The sequence below is a fragment of the Crenothrix sp. genome (assembly GCF_043729335.1).
Classification (GTDB): Bacteria; Pseudomonadota; Gammaproteobacteria; order Methylococcales; family Methylomonadaceae; genus Crenothrix.
Genome location: NZ_JAYTLQ010000001.1, coordinates 1 through 15,314 on the forward strand (window position 1 = coordinate 1; position 15,314 = coordinate 15,314).

Below are 15,314 nucleotides of genomic sequence, written 5' to 3' on the forward strand. Positions count from 1 at the left end.
AATTAACATGAGTTGATCTTATGCCGAATGTAATATAACATCACAAACATCCACCACAAGTACCCACACACATTATTTTGATCTAGGTTTTTAAAGAGCTAAATAAGGCATCTGATGCCACCTTATTATTTTGCAGTGAAGATGTTATGCCGTCTCTGCAAAGAAGGTCTATTATAATCAATACACGAATTAAGTCAACATTAGTTTGAACTTATTTTACATTTCCATTTAAACAATCCAAGTATCGGCTTACACCTTCCTTAACATCCGAAAAATTCTTATCATAGCCAACCTGTCTTAGCTCCGAAATATCCGCTTGCGTGTAGCTTTGGTAACTGCCTTTTAGATGCTCTGGAAAAGGAATATATTCAATATCCCCTTGTCCGTGCCAATCAATCACCGCTTGCGCAACTGCGTTAAAAGGTTGCGCCGCACCCGTTCCTACATTGTAAATACCAGCTTGCTCGGGATGATCTAAAAACCACAAATTGACATCAACCACATCATCCACATAAACAAAATCACGCTGCTGCTCACCATCCGCAAAACCATTGCAACCTTCAAACAATCTAACTCGACCATTATCGATAATTTGTTGATTGAAATGAAAAATAGTACTACTCATGGCACCTTTATGCTGCTCTCTAGGACCATAGACATTAAAATAGCGAAAACCTGCCACCTGGCTTTTAATCCCACTACTCACTTTACGAATATACTGATCAAACTGAAACTTTGAATACGCATACATATTAATGGGGTGCTCACAACTACGATCGACTTGGAAACCGTTTTGACCATTTCCATAAACCGATGCCGATGAGGCATACAAAAAAGCAATCTTTTTTGATGCACACCAATTCAACAAGCGCTTAGAATAATCATAGTTGTTCAGCATGACATAGTGACCATCCCACTCCGTGGTTGCCGAACAGGCTCCCTGATGAAACACGGCACGAACATGCTTAAAAAAATCTGGTGCTTCAATTTTGGCGATAAATTCCGCCTTATCCATATAATCAGCAATATTAAGATCAGCCAGATTGTGCATTTTTTGGCCATTGGTCAAATTATCAACAACCAAGATATCAGTTTCGCCTCTTAAATTTAAAGCATGCACCAGATTACTACCAATAAAGCCGGCACCGCCAGTCACAACAATCATGCTTTTTCCTTCGCTCGGTTAATCATTGCCGTTGTCGATTGTCCATCCACAAACGCTAAAATACGCACTTCACCACCGGCTTTTATCACACAATCTCCACCAGCAACCTGCTCTGGGGTATAGTCCCCGCCTTTAACTAAAATATCGGGTAACACTCGACAATACAGACGCTCTGGAGTTTCTTCTTCAAAGGCGACCACCCAATCCACACAGGCCAATGCCGCCAAAACTGCCATACGCTCAGATAATTTATTGATGGGCCGAGTATTACCTTTCAACTGTTTAACAGACGCATCCGCATTGACCGCCACAATCAAGCGATCACCCAATGCCTTAGCTTGCTCCAAATAAGTGACGTGACCTGCGTGTAATAAATCAAAGCAGCCGTTAGTCATTACGATACGTTCACCATTCGCTCTAGCACTGGCTAGTAAACCCACCAATTCATCTTCTGAAACCACCCCGTACAGAAAATCGCGATCGCCATGCATGGCGCGCGTTAATTCAGGAATAGACACGGTAGATGTACCCAGTTTGCCAACAACAATTCCACCCGCTAGATTGGCTAAATACATGGCATCATACAAAGACATGCCCAATGCAACGCTTAATGCCATAACTGCAATAACCGTATCGCCTGCGCCTGTAACGTCAAAAACATCTTTGGCTTGCGCGGGCAGCGAGTGAATATCATGACTTTGAATCAACGTCATACCCGCTTCGCCACGCGTCAACAACAGCGCCTCAATGCCGTAACGCTGTAATAGTTGCCTGCCTTTATCAATCAGATCTTCCTCATCTTTGCAAGCACCCACCACCGCTTCCAATTCGACAATATTAGGCGTTACTAAATGCGAGTGCGAATACCGCGTATAATCGCCCCCTTTAGGGTCAACCAAAACACTTAGCCCAGCCCGATTGGCTTCGGTAATATAGCGTTCAATATCAGTTAACGTGCCCTTGCCGTAGTCCGAAAATACGATGACGGAATGACTGCATACCGTCTGTTGCAATTTTGCAAACAACGCTTCTTTATTAAATACCAGCGGTGTTTTTTCAAAATCAATACGTATAAGCTGTTGATGTTGAGCCATAATGCGTAACTTACAAATGCTGCGGGCATTTGCAACCGTAACAAAATCACATATTACACCTTCCGCTTCTAACAGCTTCTTGATGACGTCGCCTTCAGTATCGTCACCAATGACCGCTAGCAAGGTAACCTTACCGCCTAATTTAGCGATATTGAGCGCAACATTGCCAGCGCCGCCAACACGGTCTTCTATATTATCAACCTGAACGACCGGCACCGGTGCCTCAGGGGAAATACGCGCGGCTTTACCAGACCAATAGCGATCGAGCATGACATCGCCCATAACGACAATATGCGCCAATCCAAACTCAGGCGTGGTTGCTATCATTGAATGCCTCCTCGACAACACCGCACCACCAATGACCGATCAGTATATGTGCCTCCTGAATTCTTGCTGTTATCTGCGAGGGCACAACTATTGAAAGTGATGATTGCTTAACCAACTCACCGCCATCCCCTCCGGTTAGGGCAATAACAGTCATGCCTTTTAGCATGGCAACTTCCGCCGCTTTCAATATATTTTTACTGTTTCCAGAAGTGGAGATAGCAATTAAACAATCTTTTTCAGTGCCCAAGGCTTCAATTTGGCGGGAAAAAACTGTTTCGAAATCAAAGTCATTGGCATGTGCCGTTAAAATAGAACTGTCTGTAGTCAAAGCGATCGCAGCTAATGCTCGACGCTTTTTTTCATAGCGCACCACAAACTCGGCTGCAATATGCTGACAATCAGCCGCACTGCCCCCATTACCACATAACAATATTTTGCCACCTTGTTTTAAAGTAGCCGTCAACCTATCTGCGGCGACCTCAATATCAGCAGAACATGCCATGAGTTGCTCAATAACGGCCTGATGTTCTTGCAATACACTATTAAAAGTATTCAAAATACCTATTCCTTAACCACAGACTGGCTTAAACCCATTATGTTTTTTCCGTTTTGTCTTTAAACTGCATCTTGTGTAATCTAGCATACGCGCCATTTTTCTCCAGCAAGACTGCATGAGAACCTTGTTCGACAATACGCCCATGATCCATCACTAAAATAACATCAGCATTTTCAATCGTAGACAATCGATGTGCGATCACCAACGTTGTGCGATTAGTCATTACATTTTGCAATGCTGCCTGTATAAAACGCTCAGATTCGGTATCCAGTGCTGAAGTCGCCTCATCCAATATAAGTATGGGCGCATCTTTTAATAAGGCCCTAGCCAATGCCAAACGCTGTCGCTGCCCTCCAGATAATTTAACGCCATTTTCACCAATCTCAGTATCAAGGCCTTGGTCCAATTTGCTGATAAACTCCATGGCATAGGCATCGGTAGCCGCAAGGGTAATCGAACTTCGACTGGCAGGACTTAGCGCACCGTAGGCAATATTGTTAGCAATAGTATCATTAAATAAAGTGACCTGCTGACTTACCAAAGCCAGCTGTTTTCTTAAATTTGCCAGCGTGTAAGCGTTTATTTCGACGCCATCGAGCAATATTTCACCGATGTTATGGGTATAAAATCGAGATACCAAACCGGCCAGTGTACTTTTGCCACCACCCGATGCACCGACCAAAGCAACCGTTTGTCCGGGTTCAATTTTAAAACTAATGTCTCTCAGGGCAAAATCATTGGCGCCTGCATAGCGAAAAGAAAGATTTCTAAATTCCAACGCACCTTTACAACGTTCGACCTCATAAGTACCGTCATCGGATTCCTCAGGCTCATCAAGAATCTCAAATAAAGATTCTGCCGCCGCAATGCCTTTTTGAATATCGCCATTGGCATCACTTAATTGCCTAATCGGCTTAGGCAATAAAAAAGCCGCCGTTAAGTAACCGACAAACTCTCCAACACTGGCCTGCTTCATAAAAAATAGCGCCAAATACATCAAAACAGACAATGCAATACCAATAATAAACTGCATCACTGGATTATGTATCGCCATGGTTGTTGCCAGTTTTAAAGATTGCCGACGGTTATATAAACTACTTTCCAAGAAACGTTGCCGTTCGTAATCTTCCCCACCGTAACTGCGCACGACTCGGTAGCCAGTCACCAGTTCCGAAGTGATATGGGTCATGTCGCCCATAGATTCCTGTATGCGCTTACTTAACATGCGCAGGCGCTTACTGACATAAGTGACCAAAATAATAATAATCGGCGCCACCCCAATAAAAACCAAAGACAGCGTCCAATTAGAATAAAATAAATAAATCAACAAGCCAATTGATGTAAAACCTTCCCGAATAAAAGTTCTTACCGCATCCGTGGTCGCTTTCGTCACCTCCCCTACATTATTGGTAATGCGCGAAATCAGATAGCCGCTATTAACCGAATCAAAATAGGCAACTGGCAAACGGGTATATTGATCAAATATCTCACAGCGTAAAGCATGTACTACATTTGAAGATACCTTCGCCAAAAAATAATTACCTAAATAAGCCCCAATACCATGCACCATAATCAAACCACTAAATAATAATGGCAAATAATACATACCTTCACGAGATTGCGTTTGCAAGGTATCCACAATATGTTTAAGCATGGCCGCAAATAAAGTTTGCGTGCCTGAGTACAGCAAAAACCCCATAATAGAAATCGAAAAAAGACCAATATGAGGTTTTACATAAACTAATAATCGCTTATATATTTCAATACTTACGTTAGGGGATTTTGACATAGTGGAATAAAGTTAATTAAGCACGTGCGATGGTCTTGCTTTGAGCTAATGCGCAAGGTATTGGGATAAGCCTTTTTCTGCGAAAATAAAATCTTGTTGATGAAGTCGCTTCAATAGACGCTGATAATTTAAATCCTGATTGTTTCTATTATTTTGCGAATGCCAAAGATGCAATACAGGCACAGAAAAACGTCCTTCTTTACGTTTGATGCCCGCATGTATCAAGCGAATAACCAAATCAGAATCTTCAAATCCCCAGCCTTCAAACAACTCATCAAAACCATTGACGCGTAAAAAATCATCTCGCCACATGGCCAAATTGCAAGTCATCGCTTTTTGCCATTTTTTAGGCGCTAACAGCCTAAGCTTGCCTAACGGGAGGGTCAAAAAAGGCAGGCTTCGATTGATTTTGCTTTGCAAGCTTAATATAAAAAAATCCAAAGCATTCTTTTTATACAGTGCAATGCTGTGGTTAATTACATTTTCTGTAAAGCTTTGACTTATCAGCACCCTGTTACCAGGTACAAAACAGCCGCGAACAGCAAGTTTCCGATGACGACTAATAAAATTTTGACGAACAACACAGTCGCCATCAAGAAAAATCAGATATTCACCCGCACTTTGTACAACCGCCTTATTTCTGATTGTACTGGCTCGAAAGCCCTGATCTTCCTGATGGACATATTTAACCGGCATAGGGCTTTGGGCACAAACAGACTTATTCATTGCCACATTCGCTGTAGTTGAGCCATCATCGGCAACAATAATTTCAAAATTACTGTCAGTTTGCATATACAGCGCTTCCAGGCATAATTTTAAGGCCGCCGGCCAGTTATAAGTGGTTACGATAACCGATATTGAGTTCATTATTGGCAAATTTGTTAAGGCGTAGCGGGTTTATTTTTTAATGTGGGCACGTTATTGAGCGACATATTGCCGGAAATACAAATTGAAATTAATACAATAAAAGCCATCACTGTCATACGCCGGTCAAAAACACAATCCGTTAAAGCAAAAAACACCATGAGGCAAACTCCCCAAAATCCCGCTCTAGCCCAGACATTTTCGTGATATTTTGTTTTAAAAAAACTCATTGGCAAAAAGAACAAAGCTAACGTTATTATAAAACCGATAACTCCTCCCGTGGCAAGTGCGCACAAATACTCATTATGAGCATGAGAATATTTAATAATCGACTTTGATACGCTGCCTTGCTTGTAAAATGCTAACAAAGCATCGTCAAAATTATTTAAACCAATACCAAAAATGGGGTTATTTTCAAAAATAATAATGGCAGCTTGCCACATTTGAAATCGAACCCCTATTGAAGCATTAAAATGATTGCCAATATTTAAAAGCTCTTTTATTGTTGCTCTAACTCGACCAAATACGTGATTATCGGTTACCATATTAAGTATAAAAATCACTAACCCTACAAAAAAAATAGCAATCAAAACATTTTTTATTGATATTGTTTTAGTGTTAATAAAAAAGTACCATACTAATACACAAAGCATTAACGCAAGTACTCCGCCCCGCGCACTGGCATATAAACACACTAAAAATCCGAGCAATGCACCCAAAGCCCCTAACCATCGCAGCTTGTTTTCAGCTAATAAAATATAAGAAAGAACGCCGGTTAAAAGAGAAATATCGCCAAATTTTATGGCACCGGTTCCTGGAAATACAGCCCCGTACATACCATACGGCCTGGCAATCTTAAAAAAATGGAACTGTGTAGTAGCCATCAAAAATGCCATGAAAACAGCAAGTAAGCAACCGTAACCTAATATGTCACTATTGGGTTTTAATACTGCCATGAGCGGTGATATTGCCAGCCATATCAAAAAAATACAGGCATTATCTATTGATTTTAAAGGACTGCTAAAAAATGATATTGATATCACAGTAAAAGCAAGATAAGCAAGATAACTGTAGGCTATATATCGGTAATAATTTACTTTATAAAATTCTTTTACTACATCCGAATAGCTAGACTCGTAACTATGACTATAATATAGAAATATCATAGCGCCTAAACACACCCATACTCCCGGCAACCAAAAAATAACAAATACAGGCAAACCCAATAAAACCATATTAAAATAAAACTGGTTTGCACTTGGTGATTGCGCAAGAAAGCTAAAACAATACTTGTTTTTTATCATAATCCATTTAAATAGCATCTCAGTGAATATAATGTAACCGTTCAGTCCCCCTTTTTCAAAGGGTGGGGAGGTAAACGCAATATAATCACTAACAGGCAAAACTTATATTCTCAATAGTGGTTTAATAAAAGACTTAACCTGCTCAACAGTCAAGGTATCAAGACACCGACTATAACTCTGCCTATGCCGTTCGCAGCCTTCCATCTGACAAGGCACACAATCCGCCTTACCTTGAATCAAGCTGACATTATTCACTTTTTGACTGCCTATGCTGCTAAAAGGATTTTTATCTTGGGCAAAAAAGTATGGCCAAGGCGACCACTTTATGGGGTTAGTCGGACCATACAGCGCAATCACCGGAACAGCAGTGGCAGTGGCTAAATGGGTAATTCCGGTATCTGGGCCAATATATAATTTCGCCCGCGCCAAAATATGGGCAAGTTGGGCCAGTGATGTTTGTCCCGCCAAATTCACGGTATCAACAGGTAATTGTTGGGCAATCGCGGCGACATAATCCAGCTCTTCTTGCAAACCTCCTCCTGAAAGAACGACTTTAAAGCCCTGATCTCTAAGGTAGCAGCCTATTTCGACCCAGCCTTCTACCGTCCAACGCTTATATTTCCACTGAGGGAAAGGGTGCAAAACCACATAATCGTCTGATAAAAATTCAAATCGAGTTAAACTTTCAGCATTATCAGTTTGTGGTGCAACGAGCGTAAAATCTTTGGGAACACCAATCAAATCCAGTAGCTTTAGATTTTGCAAAACCGTATGGCTTTGCTCGTTATCAAACTCTGTCCAGCGTTGCAACAATAACCGCTTCCACCAACCTGTTGCACCTTTAGGCGGCACCACTGCAATTCTAAAGGAGGCAGCCATTAGGCCATATAAGAAGGGGCGATCTCCTGTTTGTGTCACTACCGCCAAATCATAACGCCTAAAAATGCGTTTCAATAAAGCCATATATTGACGATACCCGATACGCAAGGGGGTAATAATGATGTTATCAACATCAGTGTTACCTTCTAAGATTGCAGCGGTATTGTCATAGACCAAAACGTCTAGTTGCGCACTTGGGTATGCAATGCGCAAAGAACGCAACAACGGCGTGACCAATAAAACATCGCCCAGATAGCGCATGACAACTACCAAAATCCGTTTTGGTTTAGGTTCCAACCTCTGGCAATTGACCATAATAATTTAGGCTAATATGCCATTAATAACAGAGCCATACTTGAAACAAGGCAAAACAATGTTAAGCACCGCCTTATACTTGGGTCGAATTTAACCAAAGATCATGCTTATTACACATACTTAAAACATGAAGATCACCGCTGTAATTATCCAGCGTAAAAGTCGACATAGCGGCTTTATCTTTAGTTGGATTAAACAAGTATTCGTCTATAAACTTATAATTTTTATCTAATAGCACGTGCTTAACAATATAGTGTTCATAGTTTTTCATTTCATGGGCAGTCACCACCCTAACAATAACCTTACCTTCTTTTTTTTCTATGCCTATGCTGGGCAAATGTCCTGCAACCTTCTCGCTCCAGCGTCCTGGAGACTCCTTGGTATAATAGATATCGCTAATAACAATCTGTTTGGATTTTTCTGCCAACACTGTTGACGGCGCGACAATACCTGCGCCCACACCCGCTACAACACCTAACCTAATAAAATCTCGACGCTCCACACTTCTCTCCCTTCTATTAATGGAAAATACAACCTGATTGAAAAAGAAATCCATCGCATCAGGTCTTAAAATTGTAACTCTGCTATGCCGCGATTATTAGAGCTTCAACAACAAAAGTCAATCAAAGAAAGTTAACTGTCAGCGTCGAATTATTGCCCGTTTTAACTATTCATCGCTCGCCCCTTGATAGGCATTTTTTCTGATTTTTACCGATTTTAACCATTGCTTGATGTTTTTTAATCCTTGCATAACCGGTGCAGAACCCCCCATTGCCACAGAGTCCACCCAACAATACCACGCAGAAACACCACTGGGCGGATTACCTTGTGTCCAACCCAATACCGGATCAATAGCAGCCCATTGCCAAGTGCCCACAGCTGTACCAATAATTTCCAGCCAAGTGGTAATGAAGAAGGCCGCTAGATAAACTAAAGGGGATTTGCCTTTAAACAGGTAGATCAAAAACACACAAAACAGCATCGCGCCAACAGCATCACCCTGCCCTAAACCACTGATTCCCCATAGTGACCATAAGCCACAGGTTAAAACAACAAGCGTGGCAATTTTTCTGGCATATTTCAAAAATAACCCTGAACGCGCCAAGGCCACGGCCGTTAAATAAACCATGCCATGTCCTGGTGGCACGTACGCGGGCACGTTGTGAAATCGATAGGTATAACCGCCCATAAAGGGGGAGGCAAAATGCTCACCTACCGTCGCAAAGCATATGGCAATACCGACTTGCACTCTAATTTCTTTAGATTCGCCGTGTAAAAAACACAGTAAGAATATCCACGCACATCCACCTAATACTTTCTGTTCTGCCAGCGTTGCATCAGCATCATTCACCAAGGCAAAAGCGACGCAAAAAAACGTTATGGCCGCGATAATGTAATCTCTCTGCTTATGAACATAAGCAATATCGGAACTTGGAAAATGACGTAGCACTATTTAAATCCCATATAATTTATTATCGATCATTATTAACGAGCCTAATTAAACAGCCACGTTATGACGGCATAACGCCCAAATTTACCGATCAAAATAGCCAAAAAGGCCGGCAATAGCGGCAGTCTTAACCACCCCCCGGCAAAACAAAAACCGTCACCGATAACAGGCAACCAAGAAAACAGCAGCACCCATGCGCCTTTTTCTTTTACAGCCTGGAGCCCTCGCTGTTGTTTTTGAGACAGCTGACTAGCAACAGGTACTTTTTTAGCCACCATCCAGCCTAACCACCATGTTGTCATGGCACCTAACGTATTGGCCAGTGTTGCAATACTCAGTAATTGCCAATCCGGATAGCTTCCCTGTGAAACCATATAAGCCAAAACAGCTTCAGAACCACCGGGTGCAATGGTTGCTGATATAAACGCACTTCCAAAAAGCGCCCAAAGCCCTGTTAATGTGTCTTGCATTATTTCTCTCAAAAAAAACCCTACGCTCCTTAACAGAGCGCAGGGTTTTTATGTTAAACCACTTACTTTTTTTCTGATAGCAGTTTATTCTTTTTCGATACAATCCGGCTTACCCAGCCAGAAATCATACTGGCTACCAACAAAAATCCAGCTCTTAGCCTATCAAAACTATAAGCAACCGCTTCTGAAACGCTCATGCCTTTAAATTTTTTCGCTAGAAAAGGCGCAGCCATAAGCCCTAACGCGATACCAATGACGGTAATACCCGAAAACACAGATTCTTCTTGGGCTGCCGCCGCAGCAGCACCTGCTTTTTTAGCAGCTGCAGCCACAACCGCATCTTCTTCAATTTTTTTAACTTCCGCCGCAGCAGCCGTTAATTCGGCAGCCACTTCTGTTAAACCACCCGTATAATCATCTAGCCACGCATTAGCGGTTACGCCTGGAATACTCGGCAAATCCCCATCACCTTTACCCACTTTAAGTTGGGCTTTCATGCCTTTTTCCATGTGCTGAGCAATATCACAATGCACTAAATAGGTTTTATCGCCTGGGGGCAAAATCAAGGTACCGGAAATTTTTGCAGGCCCAGAAACTTCAAGATGAAACATGCCCTTAGCATACAAATACTTGGGCAAACCATGCATCATCCATTGATGCCTGATACTGTCCTCGTTTATAAAATGGATAGTCAATTTGGTACACGGCTCAAACTGAAGTTCCTGTGTATCGAATGCGTACATTCTACCCGGAAATTTTTCCGCATATTTATGGCCAGCATGAACCGTTATTTCCTTTTCTTCAGAAATGCTATCACAGCCACCGGGTAAAACATCGGTATTTTGGCCCATCACCATACCACCAGCCATATCCATTAAATGGCCATCACCGTGGTTCATGAGCATCGGAGTATGATCTTCAAATTCCTCAGCAGCCAACAGCGAGCCAGAAAACACCAAACCCAGCATCCCTAAAGACAACAACTTCAACATGATTTATTTCCTCTTTGTTTAATAAAGCGCCATTTACGTCACAAAAAATCTTTTAAGTGGCATTTAATGGCACTTATAACAAAATTTACAGATTTTTTACTTAGCTTACAATTTTGGCAAAAATTTCATCAACCTTACGCTTGAATCCGGCACTCGACAAGTAGGCCATATAGAGGGCTCCAAATAGACCCAGGACGTAAAGTGCGTAAGTAGTTTTAGCAGTAGCAGCGCCACCGCCAGCACTAAAGCTCATGTGCGCGTCTAATCTTTCCCCTTTGTCAGGAACTAAAGTAATATGAATTAAGTACTTGCCGGGCTCAGGAACCCCATTTGGTAACACTAATTCCACAGTTCCACTTTTGTGCTTAGCACCAGGCAAAAAGAATACGCGTGTACCTTCAGGCTCTTTAGTTACTTCAAATTCAACGGTATTGCCTCTATATCGTTGGTCTTGATAATCAAATACCAGCAGAATTTTCTCATTTGTTTTAGGAAGGCTGGCACAAAATTCTTCCGCTGGAAACGAGTTTGGTTGGTAGGCGGTATAATGTAGCCAGTGGTCTTTTTCTAGCTCAAACTTACACTGATCAGTATCCGTTCCAGCAGCACCACCGTGAGCCCACAAAGTAGCGGAAAACAACAGCGCCAGCAATCCCGAGGAAATTTTTGTTATTTTGTTTTTTTTGATCATCATCAGACCCTCTAATTTTTATTTTTAGAATATATTCGACGTTTATTTACATGCCTTTAAACTATCAACCTAAAATAACCGCTCTTAGCCATTATATAACGGCAGAGAGGCACTCTAGCACATCAGTCCAGACAAATAAAGGACAGCAAACTACACTTATCGTTCAATATCTATCCACAGTTATGTCCTGGCATATTCTATTGATATCCTCGTCTAGTTTTCGTAGACTTAGATCACTACACATAAAATGGAGTCGTAACTTATGTCATCTTTGACAGCATCAAAAGCGTGGACAGCATTACAAATACATTATCAGCAAACCCAAAACGATTCCATGCTTGCAGCGTTTACACACGACTCTGACCGCCATAGCAAATACTCATTGCAACTGAACGATATTCTTTTCGATTATTCCAAGAACAGAATAAACAACCAAACCATGCCCTTACTGATGGATCTCGCTAATTACGCTGAGCTGCCTGCCAAAATTGAAGCCATGTTTACCGGCTTACCTATTAATACTACCGAAAAAAGAGCGGCTTTACATACAGCTTTACGTAACCGCAATAACCATCCCATTTATGTCGATGGTCAAGATGTTATGCCTGAAATCAATGCGGTTTTGGAAAAAATGCGTCACTTCTGCCATGCGGTACGCTCAGGCGAATGGAAAGGCTATACCGGGAAAAAAATTACCAATGTGGTTAATATAGGTATTGGTGGCTCTGGCCTTGGCCCTAAAATGGTCTCCATGACACTCACACCTTACGGTTCAGATGACCTCAAAGTTCACTACGTTTCCAATGTTGATCAAACCAATATTGTTGAAGAGTTAAAAGATTTATCACCGGAAACCACACTGTTTATTGTGGCTTCCAAACTGTTTTCTACCCAAGAAACCATGATTAACGCCAACTCGGCACGAAACTGGTTTTTGGACAGCGCTAAAGATACTAATGCTATCGCCAAACATTTCGTCGCCATTTCTACCCATGCCGAAAACGTAGCAAAATTTGGTATCGATACCGAAAACATGTTTGAGTTTTGGGACTGGGTGGGCGGTCGTTATTCGCTGTGGTCAGCGGTAGGCCTATCGATTGCCCTGTACATTGGCATGGATAATTTTGAAGACTTGCTACAAGGTGCTTACGAAGCTGATCTGCATTTTCGTACCTCGCCACTTGAAAAAAACATTCCTGTTATTATGGGATTGTTGGGGATATGGTATAACAACTTTTTTGAAGCTCGCTCTTATGTGCTATTGCCGTACGATCAATCCATGCGTTATTTTGCGGATTATTTTCAACAAGGTGACATGGAAAGCAATGGCAAAAGTGTTGACCTGAAGGGCAACAGAGTGGATTATAGTACCGGCCAGATCGTCTGGGGGCAGCCTGGAACTAACGGTCAGCATGCCTTTTTTCAGCTCATGCACCAAGGCACGCAACTGGTACCGTGTGACTTTTTAGCCGCAGCAAACAGCCATTACCATCTGCCCGAGCACCATGATGTGTTAATCTCTAACTTTTTAGCGCAACCCGAAGCGCTCATGCGCGGCAAAACCGCAGAAGAAGTCAAGCAATCGCTGACAGCTGGGCAACAACAAGATGCGGTGCTATTAGCGTCTAAGGTATTTGAAGGCAATAAGCCTTCCAACTCGTTTTTATTTGAAAAAATGACACCTAAAACGCTGGGCACCTTATTGGCGTTTTACGAGCACAAAATTTTTGTACAGGGCATCGTTTGGAACATTAACTCCTTTGACCAAATGGGTGTCGAATTAGGTAAAATACTAGCCAATGCCATCTTGCCCGAACTTAAAAACGATGAGGATATACACAGCCATGATTGTTCAACCAATGCACTCATTAACGCTTATAAAAAACTACGACACCCTTGATTAAATTACTCAGATTGGCTATCAGCTTACTTGTTGCGTTTTTATTGACAACATGCAGCAAGGAAGCTCCTATGGGAACAGCAGCGCAACCCAGTAATCAATTAGAAAAAATTAAGCACGACGGCGTTTTAACAGTGCTAACACGCATAGATCCGACCACCTATTATAAAAATGCAGACGTTTATACGGGGCTGGAACATGATTTAGTGCAGTTATTTGCCAAACACCTCGGCGTAAAAGTTAAGTTTATTATTCCTGATACTTTCAGTGACATTCTGAATAACATTGCTACAAATACCGCTGACATTGCCGCTGCCGGTATTACTGTGACGCCCCAGCGCTTGCAAAAAATGCGCTTCTCTCCCAGTTATTACCAAGCCTCTGAGCAAGTCATCTATCGGTCTGGCAATCCACGCCCCAAAAATGCCGACCAATTGGCGGGTGGTATTATTGAAGTCACTGATGGCACCAGCCATGTAGACACCTTAGCGGCTTTAAAAAAGACAGTTCCCACCTTAAGCTGGAGTGTCAATAGCGAACTCGACACCAATGGCTTAATGTATTTGGTTAACGAAGGGCTTATTGATTACACCATCGCCGACTCTAACCAGGCTCTGTTAATAAAACGTTTTTACCCTGAACTTAACATCGCTTTTGATCTCACCAAACCGCGCCAACTCGCTTGGGCACTTAGCCCATCAAAAGACAACAGCTTGTTCGATGAAGTCACGCACTTCTTTGAGCGCATTAAAAAAGATAAAACACTGGCACAACTGATCGAAAAACATTATGGTCATGCCGACACCTTAAACTATGTTGATAACTGTACCTTTCGTCAACACCGAAAAAGCAGGCTACCGCTGTACCAAAAACACTTCGCCGCTGCAGCAAAGCAATACAAAATTGACTGGCGTTTGCTAGCTGCCATTGGCTATCAGGAATCCCACTGGCAAGACAACGCCATTTCGCCTACCGGTGTTGAAGGCATTATGATGCTCACTAACGACACTGCCGATTTATTAAAAATAAAAAATCGCAAAGATCCCATACAAAGCATTGAAGGCGGTGCGCGTTATTTTCAACAACGGATTAAGCTGCTAGACGATACCATCCGTGAACCAGATCGAACCTGGTTGGCATTGGCTTCCTATAATGTCGGTATGGGGCATATTTACGATGCGCGACTGTTAACTAAACAACAAGGCGGCGATCCTAACAAATGGCTGGATGTTAAGCAGCGCCTACCCTTGCTTGCAGAAGAAAAATGGCATAGCAAAACTAAATACGGCTTTGCCCGTGGCAACGAGCCGGTTCAATATGTTGAAAATATACGAGGCTATTATGATTTGCTGGTTTGGTTAACTGAAGAAAACCAAATAAAAAAGCAAGTCATGCAAGTAAAAAGCTACGCGCCCACAAATACCGCTACCAACAGCAGTCCCGCCACGTTATAGTAACTTTAACCACAGATGTGACGTTGTACACCAAGCGATCCAAGCCGTGCACACAGGATATTGG

At 42.2% G+C, this 15,314-nt stretch carries 14 protein-coding genes; 2 read left to right on the forward strand and 12 right to left on the reverse strand.

Annotation, left to right across the window (positions count from 1 at the left end; genetic code table 11):
* Positions 1-211: 211 nt before the first annotated feature.
* The 12 genes from rfaD to ACHZC4_RS00060 form a co-directional block, all read right to left on the reverse strand.
* Complete coding sequence (rfaD, locus tag ACHZC4_RS00005) at positions 212-1,165, reverse strand: ADP-glyceromanno-heptose 6-epimerase (RefSeq protein WP_394751669.1); 954 nt, start codon at positions 1,163-1,165, stop codon at positions 212-214.
* On the reverse strand, positions 1,162-2,586 hold the full coding sequence (gene hldE / locus ACHZC4_RS00010; RefSeq protein ID WP_394751670.1) for a bifunctional D-glycero-beta-D-manno-heptose-7-phosphate kinase/D-glycero-beta-D-manno-heptose 1-phosphate adenylyltransferase HldE: 1,425 nt from the start codon (positions 2,584-2,586) through the stop codon (positions 1,162-1,164). The genes rfaD and hldE overlap by 4 nt, the downstream gene beginning before the upstream one ends.
* The gene (locus ACHZC4_RS00015) at positions 2,567-3,142 is read right to left on the reverse strand and encodes an SIS domain-containing protein (protein ID WP_394751671.1); all 576 of its coding nucleotides are present in this window, start codon (positions 3,140-3,142) and stop codon (positions 2,567-2,569) included. The genes hldE and ACHZC4_RS00015 overlap by 20 nt, the downstream gene beginning before the upstream one ends.
* 37 nt (positions 3,143-3,179) lie before the next feature.
* Complete coding sequence (gene msbA, locus ACHZC4_RS00020; protein ID WP_394751672.1) at positions 3,180-4,931, reverse strand: lipid A export permease/ATP-binding protein MsbA; 1,752 nt, start codon at positions 4,929-4,931, stop codon at positions 3,180-3,182.
* Positions 4,932-4,976: 45 nt separating this feature from the next.
* Complete coding sequence (locus ACHZC4_RS00025) at positions 4,977-5,798, reverse strand: glycosyltransferase family 2 protein (RefSeq protein ID WP_394751673.1); 822 nt, start codon at positions 5,796-5,798, stop codon at positions 4,977-4,979.
* A gap of 14 nt (positions 5,799-5,812) precedes the next feature.
* The gene (locus tag ACHZC4_RS00030; protein ID WP_394751674.1) at positions 5,813-7,198 is read right to left on the reverse strand and encodes an O-antigen ligase family protein; all 1,386 of its coding nucleotides are present in this window, start codon (positions 7,196-7,198) and stop codon (positions 5,813-5,815) included.
* A 3-nt stretch (positions 7,199-7,201) separates the two neighbouring features.
* Complete coding sequence (locus tag ACHZC4_RS00035) at positions 7,202-8,239, reverse strand: glycosyltransferase family 9 protein (protein WP_394751675.1); 1,038 nt, start codon at positions 8,237-8,239, stop codon at positions 7,202-7,204.
* 127 nt (positions 8,240-8,366) lie between these two features.
* Positions 8,367-8,795 carry a desulfoferrodoxin family protein gene (locus ACHZC4_RS00040; protein ID WP_394751676.1) on the reverse strand — a complete coding sequence of 143 codons (429 nt, stop codon included), beginning with the start codon at positions 8,793-8,795 and terminating at the stop codon, positions 8,367-8,369.
* A 165-nt stretch (positions 8,796-8,960) separates the two neighbouring features.
* Positions 8,961-9,743 (reverse strand): hypothetical protein, encoded by a 783-nt coding sequence (locus ACHZC4_RS00045; RefSeq protein ID WP_394751677.1) that lies wholly within the window; start codon positions 9,741-9,743, stop codon positions 8,961-8,963.
* A 44-nt stretch (positions 9,744-9,787) separates the two neighbouring features.
* Positions 9,788-10,213, reverse strand: coding sequence for a YqaA family protein (locus tag ACHZC4_RS00050; RefSeq protein ID WP_394751678.1), 426 nt, complete (start codon positions 10,211-10,213; stop codon positions 9,788-9,790).
* A 62-nt stretch (positions 10,214-10,275) separates the two neighbouring features.
* Entirely contained in the window at positions 10,276-11,205 is a 930-nt protein-coding gene (locus ACHZC4_RS00055; protein WP_394751679.1) for a copper oxidase, read from the reverse strand.
* 100 nt (positions 11,206-11,305) lie between these two features.
* Positions 11,306-11,896, reverse strand: coding sequence for a hypothetical protein (locus ACHZC4_RS00060; RefSeq protein WP_394751800.1), 591 nt, complete (start codon positions 11,894-11,896; stop codon positions 11,306-11,308).
* Positions 11,897-12,158: 262 nt separating this feature from the next.
* On the opposite strand from ACHZC4_RS00060, the gene pgi reads away from it, so the two are divergent.
* Both pgi and mltF read left to right on the forward strand, forming a co-directional pair.
* Positions 12,159-13,796: a glucose-6-phosphate isomerase gene (gene pgi, locus ACHZC4_RS00065; RefSeq protein ID WP_394751680.1), complete on the forward strand. Its 1,638-nt coding sequence runs from the start codon at positions 12,159-12,161 to the stop codon at positions 13,794-13,796.
* Positions 13,797-13,810: 14 nt separating this feature from the next.
* The gene (gene mltF, locus ACHZC4_RS00070; protein WP_394751801.1) at positions 13,811-15,250 is read left to right on the forward strand and encodes a membrane-bound lytic murein transglycosylase MltF; all 1,440 of its coding nucleotides are present in this window, start codon (positions 13,811-13,813) and stop codon (positions 15,248-15,250) included.
* The last annotated feature ends 64 nt before the right edge of the window (positions 15,251-15,314 follow it).